The 20,610-nt window shown below is 63.1% G+C and carries 10 protein-coding genes; 7 read left to right on the plus strand and 3 right to left on the minus strand.

What is annotated here, in order from left to right; genetic code table 11:
• Positions 1-154 precede the first annotated feature (154 nt).
• On the plus strand, positions 155-328 hold the full coding sequence (locus tag AC1UK9_RS10340) for a DUF1427 family protein (protein ID WP_081794837.1): 174 nt from the start codon (positions 155-157) through the stop codon (positions 326-328).
• 31 nt (positions 329-359) lie between these two features.
• A complete protein-coding gene (locus AC1UK9_RS10345; protein WP_482579984.1) occupies positions 360-1,316 on the plus strand; it encodes a quinone oxidoreductase family protein in 957 nt (318 codons plus the stop codon).
• Between the two features lie 782 nt (positions 1,317-2,098).
• Here AC1UK9_RS10345 and AC1UK9_RS10350 read toward each other — a convergent pair.
• Together AC1UK9_RS10350 and AC1UK9_RS10355 are read right to left on the minus strand one after the other, a co-directional pair.
• Positions 2,099-3,121, minus strand: coding sequence for a purine-nucleoside phosphorylase (locus tag AC1UK9_RS10350; RefSeq protein WP_482579985.1), 1,023 nt, complete (start codon positions 3,119-3,121; stop codon positions 2,099-2,101).
• A gap of 15 nt (positions 3,122-3,136) precedes the next feature.
• On the minus strand, positions 3,137-4,096 hold the full coding sequence (locus AC1UK9_RS10355) for a nucleoside-specific channel-forming protein Tsx (RefSeq protein WP_025108867.1): 960 nt from the start codon (positions 4,094-4,096) through the stop codon (positions 3,137-3,139).
• A 449-nt stretch (positions 4,097-4,545) separates the two neighbouring features.
• Here AC1UK9_RS10355 and AC1UK9_RS10360 point away from each other — a divergent pair, with 449 nt between their 5' ends.
• The 3 genes from AC1UK9_RS10360 (at position 4,546) to mnmH (ending at position 17,463) form a co-directional block, all read left to right on the plus strand.
• The gene (locus AC1UK9_RS10360; RefSeq protein WP_482579986.1) at positions 4,546-15,069 is read left to right on the plus strand and encodes an autotransporter-associated beta strand repeat-containing protein; all 10,524 of its coding nucleotides are present in this window, start codon (positions 4,546-4,548) and stop codon (positions 15,067-15,069) included.
• 256 nt (positions 15,070-15,325) lie between these two features.
• Positions 15,326-16,360, plus strand: a complete 1,035-nt coding sequence (gene selD / locus AC1UK9_RS10365; protein WP_482579987.1) for a selenide, water dikinase SelD — start codon at positions 15,326-15,328, stop codon at positions 16,358-16,360.
• On the plus strand, positions 16,360-17,463 hold the full coding sequence (gene mnmH, locus AC1UK9_RS10370; protein ID WP_482579988.1) for a tRNA 2-selenouridine(34) synthase MnmH: 1,104 nt from the start codon (positions 16,360-16,362) through the stop codon (positions 17,461-17,463). Before selD ends, mnmH begins: the two co-directional genes overlap by 1 nt.
• A gap of 119 nt (positions 17,464-17,582) precedes the next feature.
• Here mnmH and AC1UK9_RS10375 read toward each other — a convergent pair whose 3' ends face one another.
• On the minus strand, positions 17,583-18,257 hold the full coding sequence (locus AC1UK9_RS10375) for a hypothetical protein (protein ID WP_025108871.1): 675 nt from the start codon (positions 18,255-18,257) through the stop codon (positions 17,583-17,585).
• A gap of 318 nt (positions 18,258-18,575) precedes the next feature.
• Here AC1UK9_RS10375 and AC1UK9_RS10380 point away from each other — a divergent pair, with 318 nt between their 5' ends.
• Together AC1UK9_RS10380 and hemB are read left to right on the plus strand one after the other, a co-directional pair.
• Entirely contained in the window at positions 18,576-19,274 is a 699-nt protein-coding gene (locus tag AC1UK9_RS10380) for a glutathione binding-like protein (RefSeq protein WP_482579989.1), read from the plus strand.
• 250 nt (positions 19,275-19,524) lie between these two features.
• A complete protein-coding gene (hemB, locus tag AC1UK9_RS10385; protein ID WP_025108873.1) occupies positions 19,525-20,499 on the plus strand; it encodes a porphobilinogen synthase in 975 nt (324 codons plus the stop codon).
• The last annotated feature ends 111 nt before the right edge of the window (positions 20,500-20,610 follow it).

The raw sequence follows: 20,610 nt of genomic DNA on the forward strand, positions 1-20,610 counted from the left end.
TTCACAGGCATACCGCATTCGCGAGCAGGCTCGCTCCTACAGTGGGGTGTGGCGAATTCAACGGATTTGGCCGAAATTCAGAAGTCCTTGGCCGGCGCCTCCGCCGATCCTTCCCTAGACTCTGCCCATCCCTTTCACGCGGCGGAGTTCCCCCATGAACTACCTGATTTCGCTGGCCATCGGTCTGGGCGTCGGCCTGCTCTATGGCGCGCTGCATTTTCGTTCGCCGGCACCTCCGGCCATCGCCCTGGTGGGGCTGCTCGGCATGCTCGCGGGTGAGCAGTTGTGGCCGCTGGGCCGGCAACTGGTCGCTGGCTGGTTCTCGTGAATTTTTCTTTCTCCCTTCGGTGGATGTCCTCATGAAAGCACTGCAATTCGATAAAACCGGCGACCTGTCCTCCCTGCGTTTGGTCGACGTAGCCACTCCGGTGCCCGGCGCTGACGACGTGCTGGTCGAGATCAAGGCGGCCGGTCTGAACCCCAGCGACGTGAAGAACGTGCTCGGGCGTTTCCCCTACACCACATTGCCACGGATTCCAGGGCGCGATTTCGCCGGCGTCGTGGTTGCAGGGCCGCAGGCCTTACTTGGTCAGGAGGTGTGGGGCACCGGGCGCGAGCTGGGATTTTTCGCCGATGGCTCGCATGCGCAATTCGTCAAGCTGCCGGCCAACGGCGTGGCGCATAAACCGTCGCACCTGAGCTTCGCCCAGGCTGCCAGCCTCGGCGTGCCGTACACCACGGCATGGGATGCGCTGGAACGCAGCCTGGTGAGTGCTGAAACCCGTTTGCTGGTGATCGGTGGCGGTGCGGTGGCGACGGCGGCGTTGGCGTTGGCCAAGGTCCGTGGGGCGCAGATACTCGCGGCGGCGCGGCGGCCAGAGCAGGTCAAGGACTTGCAGGCACAGGGTTTTCAGACGATTCAGCTGGATAAGCCCGAAGACCTCGGTGCACAGGTCCACGCGGTGTACAGCGGCGGCGCCGATGTGATCTTCGACACCACCGGTTTCTGGCTGCCGGCCTCGGTGGCGGCGCTGGCACCGTTCGGTCGTATCGCGATTATCGCGGCCCCGGTCGACGGCCATGTGCAGTTGCCGGCGCTGGCGCTGTACCGCAAGGGCGGTTCGGTGGTCGGGATCAACTCTCTGCTGTATGGCGTGCAAGCTTGCGCGGCGATGCTGGAGCAGTTCGGGCGGTTCTTCGATGAGGATCGGCTGCCATTGCCGCAGGATTTGGTCGAGGTGCCATTGGCGGAGGGGTTGCAGCGCTATGCCGAGGTGAATCAGGGCAGTGGCGACAAAACTATCCTTATCCCTTAACGCCACAAAACAACTGTGGGAGCGAGCCTGCTCGCCAAAGCGGCTCGCCATTCAACCAAAGACTGCCTGGCCCACCGCCTTCGGGAGCAAGCCCCCTCCCACATTTGAAACGCATCCCCCTGTGGGAGCGAGCCTGCTCGCGAAAGCGGTATTTCATTCAACCAAAAACCGCCTGACCCACCACCCTCGGGAGCAAGCCCCCTCCCACATTTGAAACGCATCCCCCTGTGGGAGCGGGCTTGCTCGCGAAAACGGTATTTCATTCAACCAAAAACCGCCTGACCCACCACCCTCGGGAGCAAGCCCCCTCCCACATTTGAAACGCATCCCCCTGTGGGAGCGGGCTTGCTCGCGAAAACGGTATTTCATTCAACCAAAAACCGCCTGACCCACCACCTTCGGCAGCAAGCCCCCTCCCACATTTGAAACGCATCCCCCTGTGGGAGCGGGCTTGCTCGCGAAAGCGGTATTTCATTCAACCAAAAACCGCCTGACCCACCGCCTTCGGGAGCAAGCCCCCTCCCACATTTGAAACGCATCCCCCTGTGGGAGCGAGCCTGCTCGCGAAAGCGGTATTTCATTCAACCAAAAACCGCCTGACCCACCGCCTTCGGGAGCAAGCCCCCTCCCACATTTGAAACGCATCCCCCTGTGGGAGCGAGCCTGCTCGCGAAAGCGGTATTTCATTCAACCAAAAACCGCCTGACCCACCACCTTCGGGAGCAAGCCCCCTCCCACAGTCAGAACGCAAGCCCGCGCCCACATTTTTTGCTGCACAGGCTTCAGGATTGCGGGACGCCGTTCTCCCACGCCGACCAGTTTTTCAGGATGTCCTGCACCAGCGGATTACCCGTGCGATAGAGATTCTCCAGCGCCGGCACGAAGCCGCCTTGATCGGCGTACTTGAGCAGGTTATCCACTTCGCTGCCGCCCGGTGCGGGCCGGTCGAAGTCGGAGCCAGCACGCACTACCGCCAGTCGTTGCACGTCCACCAGACCTTCGCGACTGGCGCGCAGCAAGGCCTCGTAGGTCGAGTTGTCTTCCTGTTGCGTGGTGCAATATTCACCTTTGTTGTCGGTCAGCAGTTGGGTCCAGACCTCGGCGCGTTCGCTCAGGCGTGTGCCGGAGAACCAGGTGTTGCCCGCCAGCGTATCGCAGCGGGTAACCACTGGCGGCTGGTTGGCCGGGGCAGACGGGTATTTCAGGCGCCACGCCGCCGATTCCTTGCTTTCGCTCAGCTCGACCTTGTGGCTCAGGGCGAAGGCTTTCGCCTGTAATGTCGGGTTGAGTTCGAAGACTTCGGTCTTGTAGTCCAGCGGCGGTTTTTCGTTGGGGCCCTTGGTGTTGATGCCGAGGTAACCGGTCGGCCAGCTCGACGGCGCGTCGCGCGAATCCAGTTCCCATTGCGTACCGAATTCCACCAGATAGTGCGCCCACGCGGCGGTGCCGATGGTCCCGTGTTTCGGGCTGATGCCGGCGATCCCGGCGATCAGGAAGTAGCTTTTGCGCAGATCGAATTTCGGCGACAGGGCCAAGGCCAGGGTCGAGGCGGCGGCATTGGTCTGGCCCATGCCGGTGGTCAACAGGCACACCTGCTGCGCGTTGCAGCGGATGGTCGGGTATTCGGCGGACAACCCCGGCACGCGGATTTCCTGCTTGAGGTTAAGGCGCTCGATCCAGTGCTGTGCCTCGGGGGCGAACATGGTGATCAGCACCACTTTCGGCTGGATCGGCGCTTCAGCCGCCCATGTGGTGGAAGAGAGCAGGGCCGCAGCGGCCAGGGTCAGACGCGTCATTGCTTGCATGAGAATCTCCTGAATTCAGAACTGATAGCCGATGCCGGCGTAGTAACCCCACCCGTTGGAGCGTGCGCGGAAGTTGCCGTCGCCGAAGTTCAGCTCGCTGCCGTCCTCCCAGTTGCCGCCGTTGTGGAAATAACGGCCGACCAGGGTGAAGCGCAAGTGGGTGAACGAGTACAGCAACACGTTGGTTGCCACCGTGGCATTGGCGGTGCGCGCCGGGTTGTCCTTGTGCAGGTCCGAGCCAAAATCGAAGTTGGTGAAGCCGATGTAGGTCAGCGAGGCACCGTTGCTGAATTTGTCGATGGGTACGATGTACTTGAGCTGCGCGCGGTAACCGTCCCACGAATACTCATTGCTCGCGCCGTAGTTTTCCCACTGGTAGCGCCCGTACAGGTTGGCCGACAGGTTGACCCGCGAATGAGTGTCGATGTCGGTGCCCAAGCCGCTGTACAGCGTGTTGGCGCGATTCTCCTTACGGCTGCCGTGATCGTAGATCCAGTCGAACGCCACGTACCATTCCTTGAACGGACCGATGGCCAGACTGCGGCCGGCGAGGTAGTCAATGGAAATGCGGGGTTCGTGCTCCATGAACACCGGTGAGCCGTGGTCCCACACGCCTTTGTCGTGGCTGTTGCCGATGTTGAAGATCTTCGGAATGTCGACGTAGCCGTACAGCTCGAACGGCCCCTTGCGCCCGAAGTATTCGTATTCCAGGTAGATATCGTCGGCCGGTTGCGGGCCGAAGCTGATGTCCTTGCTGCCGATCAGCGTCAGGTCCTGGTTGTACCAGTCCGACAGATAGGCGCCTTGTTTCGGCGGACTGGCTTCGGGGCTGAGGGTTTCGCCCTGGGCAGATTCTTCGGGCAAGGCCGGCTGCGCCAGCGCGCTGTGGCTGAGAACTCCGGTAACGCCGGTCAGTAGCAAGGAAACAGCAAACGTGCGCGCAAATGGGGCGCGAAGAGGGGAAGCGGCGTGCATTCAAAGTCCTTTTTTGCGGATCGAGGCCCGGGTTCTGCGGGTCTGTACGGTTTTGTCACGAAAAAGCCGTTATAGGCAGGTCGCAAACGTTTGCACAAGGCGTACCAATTTTCCAGATACAGCTATTTCACTGTGGGAGCGGGCTTGCTCGCGAAGGCGTCGGGTCAGCTGACACAGGCTTCATCGTTACACCGCTTTCGCGAGCAAGCCCGCTCCCACGGGGGGGCACCATGAGGTCAAAATCCTGTGTTTGCTGGTCGAAAGCCTCGGTTTAGACGGCCTAGTATTAAAGTATTAACACCATTTAATCAGTGCCCCATGGCGGGGCGTCTACTAGCTTTGTCCCCAATCAACGGTTTTGTGATGACCGTCGCAGTCTTGATTCGCGTGTGGAATAAGCACGGCTGCACGCCTTCAAGGAAGAAATTGGCCACGACAAGGAGTAGCCCGTGGAAGCAAGGTTCGGTGTCGCCCTCGTTTCGCGTTTTTCCCCTCTTTCCCTTGCTGTGCACCTGAGCGTTGCCGGCCTTCTGTTCGGCGGGGTCAGCGAGCAGGCGCTCGCGACCTGCTCGGCGGCGGGCTCGACGATTACGTGTACGGGTGTTCCGACCCTGCCGCTGTTTCTCAATGACTACAGCAGCGCCACCAGCGGCCTGACGGTCAACGTCGCCAACGGCGCGCAGATGAACGCCACGCTCGGCGGCAAGGTCATCAACCTGACCGGGGCCAATATCAACCTGAACAACTCCGGCACCCTCGACCCGGCCTTACTGGGCCTGGTCTCGATCCTCAGTGGCGGCGCATTCATCGGCACCGGCGCGACCAGCACGGTGAGCATCGTCAACAACACTACCGGGCTCATTCGCGGTACCGGCATGTTGCTCGGTCTCAACCTGACCAGCATCGATGGGCTGGGGATTGCCGTGAACAACTCGGTGTCGGGTACTACGACCATCACCAACGACGGCACGATTACCTCGACCGGACTGTCGGTCGGCGGGATCACCCTGGCCGATACGCCAGTGGTCGGGGTCTATGGCGGTTCGCAAGTCAACATGACCAACAGTGCCAGTGGCACGATCAACGGCCGGGTCGCGTTCGAGACGTCGGTGGCGGGCAACACGTTCACCAACGCCGGCAACATCACCGGCGGCGTGTCGATGGGCGCGGGCAGTACCAACACCTTTTACGCGATCACCGGTTCGAGCGTTAACGTCGGTGACGGCGTGCAAGTGACCGTCGGCCTCGGTGGCCTGATCGGCGTCAACCTGACTTTCGCTCCGACCGGGACCATCGATGGTGGTGCGAGCGGTACCAACAGCCTGATCCTGCAAAACCCGATCGGCCTCGGCGGCGGCACCACCGGCACCGGCACCGCGTCCAGCTCGACCTACGTCAACTTCAACAACCTGACCCTCAACAGCGGCACCTGGACTTTGCAGGGGCCGTTGGTCAGTGGCGCAACCACCCTCAACGGCGGTGTTGCGCAGTTCAACAACAACGCCACGTTTGGCAGCGGTGTGATCACTTCCAACGGCGGGATCATTCAAGCCAGCAACGCCGGTCTGAACCTCGGCAATCTGATCTCGCTCGGCGCCGGCGGCCTGACCGTGCAAGGCATCAACGGCTCGACCCTGAGTGGAGTGATCTCCGGCAGCGGCGGCCTGACCAAGATTGGCAGCGGCCAGTTGAACCTCAACGGCATCAACACCTACACCGGCAACACCGTTCTCAACGGTGGCGTGGTGGCGGTGGGTAACAACTCGGCATTCAGCACTGGCGGCATTACCATCGGCGGCTCTTCCAGCTTGTCGACGTCGGGACCGATTTCGCTGAGCAATGCGCTGACCCTCAACAGCACCCTGACCGCGACCGGCACCGGTGCACTGACCCTTGGCGGGTTGATCAGCGGCGCCGCCAACCTGACCAAAACCGGCAGCGGCAGTCTGACCCTCAACGGCGCCAACACCGGTTTCAGCGGGATTACCACCCTGAGCGCCGGCACCTTGCGTGTCGGCAACAACAACGCATTGGGTACCGGCGTACTCAACACCAGCAACGGCACCAGCCTCGACAGCACCGCCAACGTGACACTGGCCAATAACGTCGGGATCACTGGCGCGCTGAACGTGCTGGGCAGCAACGCCCTGACGTTGTCCGGCATCCTGTCCGGCACCGGCGGCATTACCAAGAGTGGCAGCGCCAGCCTGACCCTGACCGGCAACAACACCAACAGCGGCACCACTACTCTCAATGGCGGTACTTTGCTGGTAGGCAGTAACACCGCCCTCGGCACGGGTGCGTTGAACGCAGCGGCTGGCACTACGCTGGATGCAACGACTGCGGTGACGTTGGCCAACGCTGTGGCGCTGGCGGCGGATCTGACCATTGGCGGCACGCAGGCATTGGGCCTGAGCGGCGTCATCAGCGGCGCCGGCAATCTGATCAAGAACGGCACCGCGAACCTGACCCTCAGCGGCAACAACACGTTTGCCGGCGGCACTGCGCTCAATGCCGGTACGCTGATCGTCGGCTCCAACACCGCGCTCGGTACCGGCGCACTGACCACGGCGGCGGATACCACCCTCGACGCCAGCACCGCTGTGGCGCTGAGCAACGCTGTCGCCCTCGGTGGCAATCTGAACGTCGCCGGCAACGCCAACCTGACCCTCGGTGGCGTCGTCAGCGGCAGCGGCGGTTTGACCAAGAACGGCGCGGCCAACCTGATTCTCAACGGTGCCAACACGTTCAGCGGTGGCACCACCCTCAATGCCGGCACCCTGACCGTCGGCAATGCCGCGGCACTGGGCAGCGGTAGCCTGACCGTCGCCAACGCCGCGACCCTCGACAGCAACACCTCGGTCATCCTGAACAACAACGTCGCGCTCAACGGCAACCTGGCCATCGGCGGCAGCAACGGCATGATCCTCGGTGGCGTGCTCAGCGGCGCCAGTCAGTTGATCAAGAACGGCACCGCCAACCTGACCCTGAACGGCGTCAATACCTTCACCGGTGGCACGGCGCTCAATGCCGGCAGCCTGACCGTTGGCAACGGCGCGGCACTCGGCACCGGCACGCTGACCGTCGGTGGTGCGGGCGCAACACTCAACAGCAGCGCCAACGTGACGCTGAACAACGCGATTGCGTTGAACTCCAACCTCACCGCCGGCGGCGCCAACCCGCTGACTCTCGGCGGCGTGATCAGTGGTGGCAGCAACCTGATCAAGACCGGCGCCTCGACCCTGACCCTGACCGGCAACAACACCTACACCGGCGCTACGTCGTTGAATGCCGGGACACTGATCGTCGGTTCCAACACCGCCCTCGGCACCGGCGTGCTCAACGCCGGCAACAACACCACGCTGGACGCCAGCACCGCGACGAGCCTAGCCAACAACGTCAATCTCGGTGGCAACGTGACCATCGGCGGCAGCAACGCGCTGACCCTCGCGGGTGTGGTCTCCGGTGTCGGTGGTTTGACCAAAAGCGGCCCCGCCGACCTGATTCTCAACGGCGCCAATACTTACTTCGGCAACACCGCGTTGAACGTCGGCAAATTGATCGTCGGCAGCAACACCGCGCTGGGCAGCGGTGCATTGAACGCGGCGGCCGGCACCACGCTGGATACCAACACTGCCGTTACTCTGGGCAATCAGGTCAACCTCGCCGGCGCGCTCAATGTCGGTGGCAGTGCGGATCTGACCCTTACCGGCACCGTCGCCGGAGCTGGCAGCCTGGTGAAAAACGGTGCGGCCAACCTGAACCTCAACGGCACCAACACCTACATCGGCGGCACCACACTCAACGCCGGTACGGTAACCGTCGGCAACAGTTCGGCGCTGGGCACCGGTGCCTTGACGGTTGGCGGCGCGGCGACGCTGGACAGCAGTTCGCCGCTGGCCAGTCTGGCTAACGCAGTCGTGCTCAATGCGGCACTTGGCGTCGGCGGCACCCAAGACCTGACCCTCGGCGGCGTAATCAGCGGCGCCGGTCAGTTGACCAAGAACGGCGCGGCCAACCTGACCGTCAACGGCACCAACACCTACAGTGGCGGCACCACGCTCAATGCCGGTACGCTGACACTGGGCTCGGCCGCTGCACTGGGCAGTGGCGGCCTGACCGTCGGCGGTGCTTCGACGCTGGATACCAGCACCGGCATGACCGTCGGCAACAACATCACCCTCAACGCCGGCCTGACCCTGGCCGGCAGCAACACCCTGAACCTCAGCGGTGTGATTGATGGCGCCGGCAGCCTGACCAAGGATGGCTTTGGCGATCTGACGCTCAGCGGCAACAACACCTTCACTGGCGCGCTGAACATCGCCTCCGGCAGCGTCACCACCGTGAGCAGCGGGGCGCTGGGCAACACCTCCGGCGCCAACATCAGCGCCGGTGCCAATCTCTATCTCAACAGCAGCGCCAGCCTCGACGGGCTGAGCGGCAGCGGCAGTGTGCAGATCGCCGGCGGTAATACTCTGACCGTCGGCGGTGTGAGCAATACCAGCACCTTCGACGGCGACCTCGGTGGCAGCGGTGCCCTGACCAAAGTCGGTACCGGGACGTTGAACCTCACCGGCAGCAGCGGTATCACCGGCAATACCAACGTTAACGCAGGTACGCTGAATCTCACCGGTTCGCTGGCCAGCACCCAGCTCAACATCAACAACGGCGCCACCCTCACAGGCACCGGTTCGGCGCTTGGTTTCATCACCATCAACAGCGGCGGTCATCTGGCGTTGTCCTCGGGCAATACCTTGTCCACCTCGTCGCTGATCCTCACCGCCAACAGCAATGTCGACGCGAGCCTTGCAACGCCATCGACCAGCTCGCTGATGAACATCGGCGGCAACCTGACCCTCGACGGCAATCTCAATGTCACCGATGCCGGCGGGTTCGGTGTCGGTGTCTACCGCCTGTTCAACTACATCGGCGCGCTGACCGACAACGGCCTGACCGTGGCCGGTGTGCCGGTGGGTTACGGCCTCGGCGACATACTCGTGCAGACCCTGGGTAATCAGGTCAACCTGATCGTGTCGGCGCCGAATACCAACCTGCGTTTCTGGGACGGCAGCCAGACCATCCCCAACGGTACGGTGGATGGCGGCACTGGCACGTGGAATGCCGGCGGCACCAACTGGACCAACTCCAACGGCACGCTGAACCAGACCTGGGCCGGCGACTTCGCAGTGTTCCAGGGCACGGCGGGCACGGTGTCGGTCAACGGCACGCAACTGTTCACCGGCATGCAATTCCTCACCGATGGCTACAACGTGGTGAACGGCACGGCGGGGCTGCTGACTGCGGTCAACGGCAGCGGCGGAACCACGGCGCTGCGCGTTGATCCGGGCGTGACCGCCACCGTCGGCGTGAACATCGACGGCAGCGGCATTCTCAACAAACTCGACGCCGGTACTCTGGTGCTCAACGGGGCCAACACCTACACCGGAGGCACCCAACTGGATGGCGGCACGCTGGTGGTCGGCAGCAATACCGCGCTGGGCACTGGCGCGTTGATCGCCAATGCCGGTACGCAACTGGACAGCAACACCGCCGTGACACTGGCCAACGCGGCCACGCTCAACGGCAACCTCACCGTACTCGGCAGCAATGCGCTGACCCTCAACGGTGTCATTTCCGGCACAGGCGGCTTGATCAAGAACGGTTCGGCCAGCCTGACCCTCGGCGGCAACAACGCCTTCCTCGGGCCGGTGGCACTGAACGCGGGCGGTCTGATTCTAGCGTCGAACAGCGCGCTGGGCTCGGCCACCCTAAACGCGGCGAATGGCACCACACTGGATGCCAACGGCGCCTTTACGGCGGGTAATGCGATCAACTTGGCGGGCAACCTCGGCATCGTCGGCAGCAACGACCTGACACTCAGCGGCGCCATCAACGGCGCCGGCAGCCTGACCAAGAACGGCGCGGCCAACCTGATCCTGAGCGGCGCCAACAACTTCCTCGGCGGCATCACCCTCAATGCCGGCACCCTGACCGCCGGCAGCAACGGCGCCCTCGGCCTGGGCAACCTGACCGTGGCCGGTGCCTCATCGCTGGACAGCAACACATCGGTGTCGCTGGGCAACAACGTGGTACTCAACGCCAGCCTGACCAGCACCGGCACCAGCGACGTAGCCCTCAGCGGCGTCGTCAGCGGCGCGGGCGGCCTGATCAAGAACGGCGCCTCCAACCTGACCCTCAACGGCATCAACACCTACAGCGGCGGCACCACGCTGAACGCCGGCACCTTGACCCTCGGCACCTCGTCAGGCCTGGGCTCCGGCGCGTTGACCGTGGCCGGTGCTTCGACCCTCGACACCACGGCGCCTCTGGTACTGGCCAATAACCTCAACGTCAATGCCAATCTCAGCGTGGCGGGCAACAACAACCTGACCTTGGGTGGCGTGATCGCCGGGGCAGGTACCCTGACCAAGAACGGTCTGGCCGACCTGACGCTGTCCGGCAACAACACTTTCAGCGGCACCTTCGATGTGCAGTCTGGCAGCCTGACCACGCTGGGCAACTCGGCACTGGGCAGCAACGCCGGAGTCAATCTCGGCGCTGCGGCGACTCTCAACCTTGGCGGTTCGGGCAGCCTTGCCAGCCTGACCGGCAGCGGCACCGCACTGATCGGCGGCGGCAACACGCTGAGCATCGGCGGTAACAACGCCAGCAGCATTTTCGACGGCGTGCTCACCGGAACCGGCGAGTTGAACAAACTCGGCACCGGTACGCTGACGCTGACCGGCATCAACAGCCTGACCGGCAACACCACGGTCAATGCCGGCACCTTGAACGTCAACGGCTCGCTGGACAGCGCCAGTGTGCTAGTCAACAACGGCGGCACGCTGGGTGGCAGCGGCTCGCTCGGCGGAGCCGTTACGGTGGCTGATGGTGGTCATCTGGCCGGTGCTACTGGCAGCACCCTGTCGGTGAATTCGCTGGTGTTCAACGCCAACTCGAACTTCGATGTCGGCCTCGGCGCTCCGGTCTCCGGTGGCGGCAATGCGCTGGTCAATGTCGGCGGTAATCTGACCCTCGACGGCACCCTCAACGTCAGCGACATCGGTGGTTTTGGCAGCGGCGTGTATCGCCTGATCAACTACACCGGCGGCCTGACCGACAACGGCATGCTGATCGGCACGGTGCCGGGCAGCGTCACCCCGGGTGATCTGACCCTGCAAACCGCGCTGGCCAACCAGATCAACCTATTGGTCACCGCACCGGGCGTCACCGTGCAGTTCTGGGACGGCAACCAACTGGTGGCCAACGGTTCGGTCGATGGCGGCAGCGGTACCTGGGGCACCGGCACCACCAACTGGACCGACGTCAACGGCACCACCAATCAGGCCTGGACCAACAACTTCGCGGTGTTCCAGGGCACGCCGGGCACGGTCACCGTCAACGGCGCGCAAACCATCACCGGCATGCAGTTCGTCACCGATGGCTACAGCCTGCAGAACGGCACGGCGGGTTCGCTGAACCTGGTCAACGGTTCGCTGGGTAACGCCACGGTGCGCGTCGATCCGAACGCCACCGCGACCCTCGGCGTAGCGCTCAACGGCGCCGGCACCCTGGGCAAGTACGACACCGGTACGCTGGTGCTCAACGCCGCCAACGGCTACACCGGCGGCACCGCGCTCAACGGCGGCAAGATCGTCGTCGGCAATAACTCGGCGCTCGGTACCGGCGTGTTGACGGCTGCGGCCGGCACGGCACTGGACAGCAACGCGGCGGTCAGCCTCGCCAACAATGTGGTGCTCAATGGCGGCCTGAGCGTCGCCGGCAGCAACGCCTTGACCCTCGACGGCGTAGTCAGCGGCGCAGGCAGCCTGATCAAGGCCGGCGCATCGAGCCTGACCCTCAACGGCAGCAACACCTACAGTGGCGGCACTCAGCTCGCTGGCGGCACGCTGGTGCTGGGTAACAACAGCGCAATCAGCAGCGGCGCACTGAGCGTGACCGGCAACGGCACCCTCGACAGCACCTCGGCGCTGCAACTGGCCAACGCGATCAACCTCGGCTCGCAACTGACCCTGGCCGGCAACCAGAACACCACGCTGCTTGGCGCTGTCACTGGCACCGGCAGCCTGGTGAAAAACGGCAGCGGCAGCCTGCTGCTCAGCGGCGCCAACACTTACAGCGGGGGCACCACGCTGAACGGCGGCAGTACTACCGGCGACACCAGCAGCCTGCAAGGCGCCATCGTCAACAACGCGGCGCTGACCTTCGCGCAGAACGCCGATGGCAGCTACACCGGCAACCTCACCGGCGCCGGCACGCTGACCAAAACCGGCACCGGCCAGTTGCTGCTGACTGGCAATAACACCTTCACCGGGAACACCTCGGTGCAGGCTGGCAACCTGCTCGTCAATGGCGTACTCAACAGCGCCAACGTCAGCGTCGCCAGCGGCGCGAAAATCGGTGGCAGCGGGCAACTGGGCGGCAACGTGCAACTGGCCAGCGGTGCAACGCTGACCGGTGGCGGCACGGCCACACCGCTGTCGGTCGGCGCGCTGACGTTGTCCTCGGGCACTAATCTGGACTTCAGTCTCGGCTCGGCCGCCAGTTCCACCACGGTGGTCAACGTCGCCGGCAACCTGACCCTCGACGGCACGCTGAACATCAGCAACGCCGGCGGCTTCGGCACCGGGGTCTATCAACTGTTCCGCTACGGCGGCAGCCTGACCGACAATGGTCTGGTCTACGGCAGCCTGCCGGTCTCGGCAGCCAACCTGACCCTGCAAACCGCGATTGCCAATCAGGTCAACCTGCTGGTGCAGGGCACACCGGGTGAAGTGCAGTTCTGGAACGGCGGCACCACCAACCCTGACGGCAGCATCGGCGGCGGCAGTGGCGTGTGGGGGCCAGGGACCAACTGGACCGATCCAAGCGGCACTCAAGCGTTGGCTAACAATGGTCAGTTCGCCGTGTTCGGCGGTCAGGCCGGCACCGTCACCGTGCTGGGCAATCAGAACTTCACCGGCCTGCAGTTCCTCACCAGCGGCTATAGCCTGGTGCCGGGGGCTGGCGGGACGTTGACGCCGGTCAACGGTGCCGGCGGTAGCCTGGCGCCGGTGCGGGTCAATGCCGGGGGCAGCGCAGAAATCGATGTGCCGCTGATCGGCACCGGAGGTATCGAGAAACTTGACGCCGGTACTCTGATTCTCACTGGCGCCAACACCTACAGCGGTGGCACCACGGTCAGCGGCGGTACGCTGATCGGTAACACCACCAGTCTGCAAGGCAACATCACCGACAACGCCACGCTGGTGTTCCAGCAAAATGCCAATGGCCAGTTCAATGGCATCCTGAGCGGCACCGGGGAGCTGGCCAAACGCGGCACTGGCACCTTGTTGCTTACTGGTAATCAACCGTTCAGCGGCACCGTGTCCGTCGATCAAGGCGCGCTGCAAGTCGGCAGCCGTGGAGCGCGGGCTTCGCTGGGCGGGCAGGTCACCGTCGCCAACGGCGCAGGCCTGAGCGGTAATGGCAGCGTCGGTTCGGTGGTCAACCACGGTGTGGTGGCTTCCGGTGGTGCCGACGGCACCTTGAGCGTGGCCGGCAACCTGACCAACGCGGCGGACGGTGTGCTGGCGCTGACGGTCAGTTCGCCAACCGCCACACCACTGGCAGTGGGTGGCACGGCGGCGCTGGGTGGCGGTCTGGTGGTCAACAGCCTTGCGCCGTTCACCGGCAACACCACTTACTCGCTGATCACCGCGGGTGGCGGCTTGACCGGCACCTTCAGTGCGGCCGATCTGCCGCAGTACGCGTTCCTCAGCAGCTCGCTGGTCTATGGTGCCGATTCGGTCACCCTGGCCGTGAGCCGCAACGGCAACTCGTTCGCCGACGTCGCGGCCACCGGCAACCAGCGCGGTGCCGCCACGGCACTGACCAATAACGGGGCGGCCGGCGCGGCGCTGCAGAACCAGATCGTCAACCTCAGTGTGGCCGGTGCGCGTAATGCCTTCGACAGCCTGTCCGGCGAAATCCACGCCAGCACCGCAAGCGCCATGCTTGAGGATTCGCGCTTCATCCGCGAAGCGGTCAATGACCGCATGCGTCAGCCGTCGTGCAGCGCCTCGGACGACCCACGCAGAACCCTGGCACCGAGCGATACGCAACTGAGCAGCAACGGTTGCCACGGGGAAATGGTCGGCTGGATTCGGGCCATCGGTGCATGGGGTGACATGGGCGGCGACAGCAACACGGCGAAAGTCGATCGCAACCTCGGCGGTTTCATGCTCGGCACCGACAAGGCGCTGGACGATACCTGGCGTGCCGGGATGGCGGCCGGCTACACCCGCAGCAACCTCAACGCACATGATCGCAACTCCGATGCGAAGGTCGACAGCTACCACCTGGCGGGTTATCTGAACTCGCAGTTCGATGCACTGGCCGTGCGTCTCGGCGCGGCTTACAGCTGGCACAGCATCGAAACCAAACGCGATGTCAGCGTCGGCAGCTACAACGATCGCCTGAAGGCCGATTACGACGCGCGCAGTGCTCAGGTGTTCGGTGAAGTGGGCTACGCGATCAGCGCCGCAGGCGTCGCCATCGAACCGTTCGCCGGTCTGGCTTACGTCAACTACGACAGCGACACCGCCAAGGAAAAAGGCGGAGTGGGGCGCTTGAAGGCCGACGCCGATCAGGACATCACCTACTCGACCCTCGGTGTGCGCATCGGCAAGTTGGTGACCCTGGCCAACGGCAGCCAACTGACGCCACGTGCGGCCATCGGCTGGCGTCATGCCTACGGCGACACCAAGCCTGACGCCGACCTGACCTTCATCGACGGCGGCGCCTCGTTCAGCACCCAAGGTGTGCCGATTGCCAAGGACAGCGCACTGCTCGAAGCCGGCATCGACTTCCAGGTCACCCCGACCGGCAAGCTGGGCATCGGTTACTCGGGTCAGGTGTCGAGCGACAACAACGACAGCGCGTTCAACATCAGCTTCAGTCAAAGCTTCTGAATCATGGTCGAAGTACTTTAGCCGCCCGAAAGGGCGGTTTTTTTTTGCCGGGCGTAATAGAGCGGCTTTTATCGGTTCGGCGATGAAGTGGTGGCGACCGGTCGATCGCTTTCGCGAGCAGGCCCGTTCCCACCATTGGAATGCGTTCCCCCTGTGGGAGCGGGCTTGCTCGCGAAGGGGCCATGACATTCAGCGCAAAAATCTGCCAGCTCGCGCTCTGCTAGAATTCGCCCCATTCCCTGCCAGAGACTCTCCCATGAGCGAGCCGATTCGTCTGACCCAATACAGCCACGGTGCCGGTTGTGGCTGCAAGATTTCCCCGCAGGTGCTGGAAGTGATTCTGGCCGGTAGCGGTGCGCAAAACCTCGATCCGAAACTCTGGGTCGGCAATGCTTCGCGTGATGACGCGGCGGTGTACGAGATCGATGCCGAGCGCGGTGTGGTATCGACCACTGACTTCTTCATGCCGATTGTCGACGACCCGTTCGATTTCGGCCGGATAGCCGCGACCAACGCGATCAGCGACATCTATGCGATGGGCGGCGATCCGTTGATGGCGATCGCAATCCTTGGCTGGCCGGTCAATGTACTGGCGCCGGAAGTGGCGCGGGAAGTGATTCGCGGCGGTCGAGCCGTGTGTGACGCCGCCGGCATTCCGCTGGCCGGTGGGCATTCGATCGATGCGCCGGAGCCGATCTTCGGTCTGGCCGTGACCGGGCTGGTCGAAAAACGCCACATGAAACGCAACGACACGGCGACCGCCGGCTGCCTGCTGTACCTGACCAAACCGCTGGGCATCGGCATCCTCACCACCGCCGAAAAGAAGGGCAAATTGCGCCCCGACGACGTCGGCGTGGCCCGCGACTGGATGTGCACCCTGAACAAACCCGGCAGCCGTTTCGGCAAACTCGCCGGCGTCACTGCGATGACCGACGTCACCGGTTTCGGCTTGCTCGGGCATCTGGTGGAAATGGCCGACGGCAGCCACCTGACTGCGCGTATCGGCTACAACCATGTGCCGCGTCTGGACAGCGTCGAGTACTACCTCGAACAGGGCTGCGTGCCCGGCGGCACCTTGCGCAACTTCGACAGCTATTCAAGCAAGCTCGGCCGTCTGCAGGAGTTGCACAAGCGCGTGCTGTGCGACCCGCAAACCAGTGGCGGCCTGCTGATTGCGGTCACCCCTGAAGGCAACGCCGAGTTCCTCGCGGTCGCCGCCGAACTGGGCTTGAACCTGGCGCCGATCGGCGAACTGATCGAACGACAGACCCACGCAGTCGAGGTGATTTGATGTCACGCGACTGCACCGATTACCGCGACATTTTCCTCAACGACCGGCCGATGATGGACGCCCGTGCGCCGGTCGAGTTTCACAAAGGCGCGTTCCCCGGTGTGGTCAACCTGCCGCTGATGAACGACATCGAACGGCAGAAGGTTGGCACCTGCTACAAGCAGCACGGCCAGCAGGCTGCCATCGAACTGGGCCAGCAGTTGGTGTCTGGCACGGTGAAGGCCGAGCGCATTCAGGCCTGGGCCGATTTCGCCCGGGCCCATCCTGATGGATACCTCTATTGTTTTCGTGGCGGCTTGCGCTCGCAGATCACTCAACAGTGGCTGCGCGACGAGGCCGGTATCGACTATCCGCGTGTCGGTGGCGGTTACAAGGCCATGCGTAACTTTCTGATCGACACCCTTGAGCAGGGCCTCGCCCAGTGTGATTTCGTGTTGTTGGGTGGCATGACCGGCACCGGCAAGACTGAGGTGCTGGTGCAGTTGCGCAACGGCCTGGATCTGGAAGGCCACGCCAATCATCGGGGCTCCAGTTTCGGCAAACGCGCCACCGGGCAACCGTCGAACATCGATTTTGAAAACCGTCTGGCCATCGACATCCTCAAGAAGCGCGATGCCGGTATCGAGCAGTTCGTGCTGGAAGACGAGAGTCGGGTGGTCGGCAGTTGTGCGCTGCCGTTGCCGCTGTATCAGGGCATGCAGCAGTACCCGATGGTCTGGCTGGAAGACAGTTTTGAGGATCGGGTCGAGCGGATCCTGCGTGATTACGTGGTGGACCTTTCAGCCGAGTTTTCCACAGTGCATGGCGAAGACGGCTTCGATTTGTTTTCCGAGCGTTTGCTGGAAAGCCTGAACAATGTGCAGAAGCGGCTTGGTGGCGAGCGGCATCGGCGATTGCTGCTTTTGATGGAGGACGCGCTGGCCGATCAGGCAGGTCGCGGGGCGGTGGATTTGCACCGTGGCTGGATCGAAGGGCTACTGCGTGAGTATTACGACCCGATGTATGCGTTCCAGCGTGAGAAGAAGGGCGGACGGATCGAGTTTGCCGGGGAGCAGGGGGCGGTGCTGGAGTATCTGCGTGAGCGGGTGAATCAGCGGATTTGAGGGTGTCTGGGCGGGCCTCTTCGCGAGCAAGCCCGCTCCCACACTGGATCTTCACGGGGCAGGCATCCCCTGTGGGAGCGGGCTTGCTCGCGAAAGGGTCGGCACAGGCACCGCAGGAATCAAGTCGGGCAGGTGACCTTGCCGTTATCCAGCCCCTGCTTGTAGCTGTGGCTCTGCAAGCTGGCCTTGCCGTTGTGCCAGGTCAGGGTCAGCACATACAGCGAATCGAAGTCGCCGGCCGCCCAGTCGTCGGTGATGGTCTGCTTTTCGCCGACCGCCTTGCCCGCGACCTTGTTGATCAGCTCCGGCAGGTAGCCGTGCGACCACGCGGTATAGATCGTTGAGTTGTGGTACTTGTCTTCGGTCAATTCACGCGCCAGGTCGCTGGTGTCGTTGGCCGAGAACTCGATGTTCACCGGCAGGCCGAGCTTGATCGCGGCGGGGCTGATGGTCATCAGCGGGCGAATATAGCTGTAGGAGTTGTCCTGCTCACCTTCCTCGACATTGCGCGTCGGGTTGGCGGCGAACACGTAATCGGCCTTGCCGAATTTTTCCGGCAGCAGGGTCGACAGCTCGATCGCCCGGTTCAGGCCCTGGCAGTTCAACTGGCCGAGACCGCCGGCGGGTTTTTCCGCGTGGCGCAGGAAGACCAGGGTCTGGGTGCCGTCCACCGGTTGGGCGCGAATCTGGCTCGATTCCAGCGACAGGAGCAACGCACTGACTGCCAGCAGGGCGGGCAGAGCCACATAAGCACGATGTTTGAAGCGTTTGGCGAAACGCATAAGGTTCGTCATGTATTAAAAGGTTCTTCAGCGTGTTCGGTTAAGGCTGACAAACCCTTACACCGCAGGCTCCCAGCACCAGGTGTTGTCCATGTCGTGTGTCGCGCTTCCCTTGCGAAAGGCATAGCTCAGAGTCCCCTGAGGCCGGTTTGGTTCGATTCGCGCCAGAGCGCCGCACTCTAACGGCAACGATGAGCGACTGATGGCAGAGGTTAACCACAGGATGTTGCGGATTTAAGTCCCGCCTGTGTCTGTCCGGTAAAGAACCCGAGCTTGAGCGGCCGATCATGGATTATGCTCAGGCCTTTAATTTGTGACTGGATGCTTCCCATGACTGATCTGTCCGCGTTCCCGATCACCCGGAAATGGCCGGCGCAATACCCTGACTGGATTCAGCTCTACTCCCTGCCGACCCCCAATGGCGTCAAGGTCTCGATCATGCTCGAGGAGATCGGCCTGCCGTACGAGCCGCACCGCGTGGGCTTCGACACGCAGGACCAGTTGTCCCCCGAGTTCCTGTCGCTGAACCCCAACAACAAGATCCCGGCGATCCTCGACCCGCACGGCCCCGAAGGCCAACCGCTGCCGCTGTTCGAATCCGGCGCGATCCTGATCTACCTCGCCGACAAGAGCGGCCAGTTGCTGGCGCAGGAAGGCGCGCTGCGCTACGAGACGATTCAGTGGCTGATGTTCCAGATGGGCGGAATCGGTCCGATGTTCGGCCAGCTGGGTTTTTTCAACAAATTTGCCGGCAAGGACTACGAGGACAAGCGTCCGCGTGATCGCTATGTCGAGGAGAGCAGGCGCTTGCTCAACGTACTCGACAAACGCCTGGACGGCCGTGACTGGATCATGGGCGAGCGCTACACCATCGCCGACATCGCCACGTTCCCGTGGGTGCGCAACCTGATCGGCTTTTATGAGGCCGGGGATCTGGTTGGCATCAGCAATTTCCCGAACGTCACTCGGGTGCTGGAGCGCTTTCTGGCGCGCCCGGCGGTCATTCAGGGCCTGACCATTCCTTCCTGATTTGCGCATTCCCCCCCCTTGTGGGAGCGGGCTTGCTCGCGAAGGCGTTGTGTCAGGCAACGCGTTTGTTGCTGATACACCGCCTTCGCGAGCAAGCCCGCTCCCACAGGAGATTTGTGCTGTGACGCAAGGATTATTGCGCAGCCGGTAATGCACTCTTGATTGATCCAGGTTTGTACCTGCGCCCGACGAAGGCATAAGCTTCGCCCCCTACGACTTTCGTCTCATCTTCCGATTTCAGGAAAGCCCCATGTCCAGCCAGTTCCCCGAAGCACGTCCCCGCCGTCTGCGCCGCAATGCGAGCCTGCGCAGTCTGTTCCAGGAAACCGAGTTCACCCTGAATGATCTGGTGCTGCCGATTTTCGTCGAAGAAGAGATCGACGACTTCGTGCCGATCAAGAGCATGCCGGGGGTGATGCGTATTCCCGAGCGCAAGCTGGCCAGTGAAATCGAGCGCTATGCCCGTGCCGGCATCAAGTCGGTGATGACCTTCGGCGTGTCCCATCATCTGGATGCCAACGGCAGTGACACCTGGCGCGAAAACGGCCTGGTCTCGCGCATGTCGCGCATTGCCAAGGACGCGGTGCCGGAGATGATCGTGATGTCCGACACCTGCTTCTGCGAATACACCGACCACGGCCACTGCGGCGTGATGCACCACCACGAAGTCGACAACGACCAGACCCTGATCAACCTCGGCAAGCAAGCCGTGGCGGCGGCGCGTGCCGGTGCCGATGTGATCGCGCCGTCGGCGGCGATGGACGGCCAGGTGCAGGCGATTCGCCGCGCGCTGGACGAGGCCGGGTTCACCCAGACCGCGATCATGGCTTACTCGACCAAATTCGCCTCGGCGCTGTATGGTCCGTTCCGCGAAGCCGGTGGCAGCGCGCTCAAGGGCGATCGCAAAAGCTATCAGATGAACCCGATGAATCGCCGCGAAGCCCTGCGTGAGTCGCTGCTCGACGAGCAGGAAGGCGCCGACGCGCTGATGGTCAAACCGGCCGGCGCGTACCTGGACATCATCCGCGACATTCGTGAAGCCTCGAACCTGCCGCTGTCGGCGTATCAGGTCAGCGGCGAGTACGCGATGATCAAGTTCGGCGCTCAGGCTGGAGCGATCGACGAGGATCGCGTGGTGCGCGAAAGCCTGGGCGCGATCAAGCGTGCGGGTGCGGACCTGATCTTCACTTACTTTGCGATGGATCTGGCGCTGGCGGGGATCTGACAAACACCACACCCCCCCTGTGGGGGCGGGCTTGCCCGCGAAGGCGTTGTGTCAGTCAATCTATTCGTTGCTGATACATCGCCTTCGCGAGCAAGCCCGCTCCCACATTGG

The sequence above is a fragment of the Pseudomonas sp. AK-TSAG1-1 genome, from assembly GCF_056821665.1.